The sequence below is a fragment of the Limnofasciculus baicalensis BBK-W-15 genome (assembly GCF_024178385.1).
Taxonomy (GTDB): Bacteria; Cyanobacteriota; Cyanobacteriia; order Cyanobacteriales; family Coleofasciculaceae; genus Limnofasciculus; species Limnofasciculus baicalensis.
On record NZ_JAMZMM010000505.1, the window covers coordinates 1 to 3522 of the forward strand.

Sequence of the window (3522 nt, forward strand, 5' to 3'; positions counted from 1 at the left end):
GCTTCATACTTCATCCTTTATCCTCGAGTCGGGAGGGAAACTTCCAGAAAACAAAGTACTTAACATAACTTAACAAATTAAAAAAGGCTGGAAGTGCTTTAAATTCGTTCTCCTTTATTAAGATTAATTATCAATAGTTGACGAGATTGCGTCGTTTCAGCTATTGTGGGATAATAATCCAAAGGAGGGCTACTAACCTTTTTGGGATTTTGGGAGATTTTGGGGATTTTTAACACAGTGGCAATTGCCACTTCAATATTCTCTATATCTCTTTATCGGGAGAAAGCGGTTCGGCGCAATAAATAATAGGGTGCGTTACGGTAAAGCACCCTACTCAAATCCAACAAAAAACATTTGTAGCCCATATCACTATAAATATGAAAACTTGTAGTCAAGGCAACAAAAATAGAGATATTTTTATCATCCCAATAAATAATTATAATCGCTAAAATTTAGATAGCCATGCCACTAGATTTAGTGTCTATCCCTGGCACTGACAAGGGGATCTAAAGAATGCGCAATTTAGCTATTGTCAATGCTTATACAGCATCGACTTACCATAAGACATGGTATAATTCCGCACTCTCAGAAGTAGGAAAGATAAAAAAATCTAAACAGTTGGGTTATCTGGCCAAAAAGATGGTAAAACTAAATCAGTGTGGATCTAAATAGTGTTTAACGAACGGGGCTAGTTTTCTGTTTGTTAGTAAAGTAGTAGGAGTGAGGTAAGGCACGGATGATGTCAACGATATTCTGGAAAGCTTTAAAAGTAAGTCCCGCCATTGTGGGAGCTTCATTATTCGTCGCGAGTAGCGCTTACGCTGCTGGACAGGTTTCGGAGCAAACAGTAACCGCCACTAGCCAATCTGCGGTGGAACTGAATAGTAGCGTAGAAACTTCTGTCGCGCCTGAAGTAACATCTTCAGAGACTCTAGCGAATAATAGTAGTGTAGAGCAAGCGATCGTAGCAACTGATACAGTAAAATCCTCAGTTGACTCACTAAATATTTCTCAAATCAAGCCTACTGTAGAGTTAGCAGATAATTCCTTAACTGGGCAAGTACCAGCCGTCAGTAATACCCCGGCTGGTGCTAACGCTCAACTCTTGGATCAACTGCAAAACTACACTAGTGAAGGGAATGGTAATGCCCTGGATCAAGTAACTAATGTTGGTCAGTTAAGAGACGTATCTCCTGGAGACTGGGCTTATGAAGCCCTCCGCAATTTAGTAGAACGTTACGGTTGTATTGCAGGTTATCCTGATGGGACATTCCGGGGTAATCGTGCCATGACTCGGTATGAGTTTGCAGCAGGTTTAAATGCCTGTTTGAATCAACTCGAACGTATTATTGGTGGTGGTACTCCTGCTCCTGATAATGGAGATACAGCATCAATCCGGCGGTTAGTTCAAGAGTTTCAAGCGGAATTGCAAACTTTAACTGGACGGGTGGATACGCTGGAAGGTCGAGTATCTTTCTTGGAAGATCATCAGTTTTCCGCTACAACCAAGTTAAAGGGTGAAGTAATTTTTGCTCTGGCTGATGCTTGGGGGGATGAGAAGGCTGTTCCTGGCACTGCTAGCCCCACCGAAGATTTGGAAGTTAATACCATCTTCGCAGATCGGGTACGTCTGCGTTTAGAGACTAGCTTCACCGGAAAAGACTTACTCACAACTCGTCTAAACGCGAGAAATCTAACTCAATTCGGTAGTGGCACTGGTGCTAGTAATATTACCGGAACTAACATGACCCGCTTATCCTTTGACGGAGATGAAAGTAATAATGTCAAAGTCGATAAACTATGGTATCGTTTCCCCCTAAGTGACAAGCTGACAGTGCAAATTGATGCTACGGGTGCTGAAATGTATAGCAGCGTCATCGATTCTGTCAACCCCTTCTTCTCCAGTGATGGTAGTGGTTCCATTTCCCGCTTTGGACGTTTTAATCCCATCTATCGGGTTGGTCAAGATGTAGGTGCAGCGGCAACTTATAAATTTAGTAATGCCTTATCTTTCTCAGCAGGTTATTTTGCAGATGATGGTGAAGATGTTACCGCAGACAATGGACTTTTTAACGGCACGTATTCAGCACTGGCTCAGTTAACTTTCAAGCCTACTAGCGCGATTACTCTGGGTTTAACCTACGCTCACTCCTACTACAGCGGTGCTGGTGTATTTGTTACAGGGGGTACAGGTAGTGGCTATGCCAATCGACCTTTTAATAATGTTGCTACTGCCACCGACTCCTTTGGGTTGCAAGCCAACGCTAAATTCGGCATGTTCTCTGTAGGCGGTTGGGTTGGTTACCAAGATGCGGAAGCCAAAGCCACTACGATAGAAGGTAGTAACGCTGAGATCTGGAATTGGATGGTTAACTTTGCCCTACCAGACTTGGGTGGCAAAGGTAACTTGCTAGGTTTCCAGTTTGGGATGCCACCGAAAGTGACTGATAATGATATTGCGACTCGTGAAGATAGCGATACATCTTTCCACATTGAAGCTTTATATCGTTACAAGCTGACTGACAATATCGCTATCACTCCTGGTGTGATTGTGATTCTCAACCCAGAACATAATGATAATAATGATTCTATCTGGGTAGGGACATTGAGAACGACATTCACCTTCTAATCGGTTTTTCCGGTGGATATAAGTCCGGAAACTATCCTTGTGTAAGGGTAGGGTGAAGCATTAGAAACCCGGTTTCTCAAAGAAACCGGGTTTCTTTTGTGTACTTCATATATAGTAGGGTGCGTTACATAACGCACCCTACAGATAGCTGCGTAATTCCAGAGCAAATGTTCAATACAAGAAAACATGCTCTAGCTCCTATCTAACAAAATAGCTCTCAATCCTGCTGCTTTAGCCCCTTCATAATCTTCTTTGAAACTATCCCCAATATGCCATGCTTCTCGAGGATGACATTGATGTTTCTCTAAAGCAGCGGCAAAAATTTTTGGCTCAGGTTTCGCTGCACCCACCTGAGTAGAAATAGTAACCGATATAAAAAATTCGTCTAGTTTAAGAGCTTTTAAAACTAAATCAATTCTCGAATCAAAATTAGAGACAATACCTAATTGAATCCCCGCCCGCTGCCAAGTAGAAAGTGCTGGCAAAACATCGGGATAAATCAACCAAGGTTGAGCCGTAGCAAAATAGTTGTATAGTTGGTCAAAAAAATCGGTAAAATCTTCAAACTGATTAAGTACACCAACATGTTGAAATGTCCGTAGAGCAATCACCCGCCACCATTCAAATTCACACTGAGGAATCTCTTCGGGATCTGTTTCCGGAAAAATAAGGGGTTCCGCTGTAGAGAATGCTTGGAAAAAAGCATCATTCAAAGCAGTAGGTGAGGCTTTCACGCCAAATGTCCGTGCGATCGCGCTATAAGCTTCTCCGACACTCCCCCTCACTCCAAATAATGTCCCCACAGCATCTAGAAAAATTACTTTTGGTTGTTCCATTGTTGTTTGTTGTTTGTTGTTTGTTGTTTGTTATTAATCATTCCCCACTCCCCATTC

The 3522-nt window shown here is 42.3% G+C and carries 2 protein-coding genes; one reads left to right on the forward strand and one right to left on the reverse strand.

Going from position 1 to position 3522, the window contains the following annotated elements; translation table 11 throughout:
* Window positions 1-736: 736 nt before the first annotated feature.
* Window positions 737-2629, forward strand: coding sequence for an iron uptake porin (locus NJ959_RS27330; protein WP_254014915.1), 1893 nt, complete (start codon window positions 737-739; stop codon window positions 2627-2629).
* Between the two features lie 191 nt (window positions 2630-2820).
* Here the strand turns inward: NJ959_RS27330 and NJ959_RS27335 are convergent, their stop codons facing one another.
* Entirely contained in the window at window positions 2821-3465 is a 645-nt protein-coding gene (locus NJ959_RS27335; protein WP_254014916.1) for an HAD-IA family hydrolase, read from the reverse strand.
* Between the last annotated feature and the right edge of the window lie 57 nt (window positions 3466-3522).

What these genes read in the sequence shown, in the direction of transcription:
- NJ959_RS27330 (WP_254014915.1), top strand. Translation starts at nt 737, where the DNA reads ATGATGTCAACGATATTCTGGAAAGCTTTAAAAGTAAGTCCCGCCATT.
- NJ959_RS27335 (WP_254014916.1), bottom strand. Translation starts at nt 3,465, where the DNA reads ATGGAACAACCAAAAGTAATTTTTCTAGATGCTGTGGGGACATTATTT.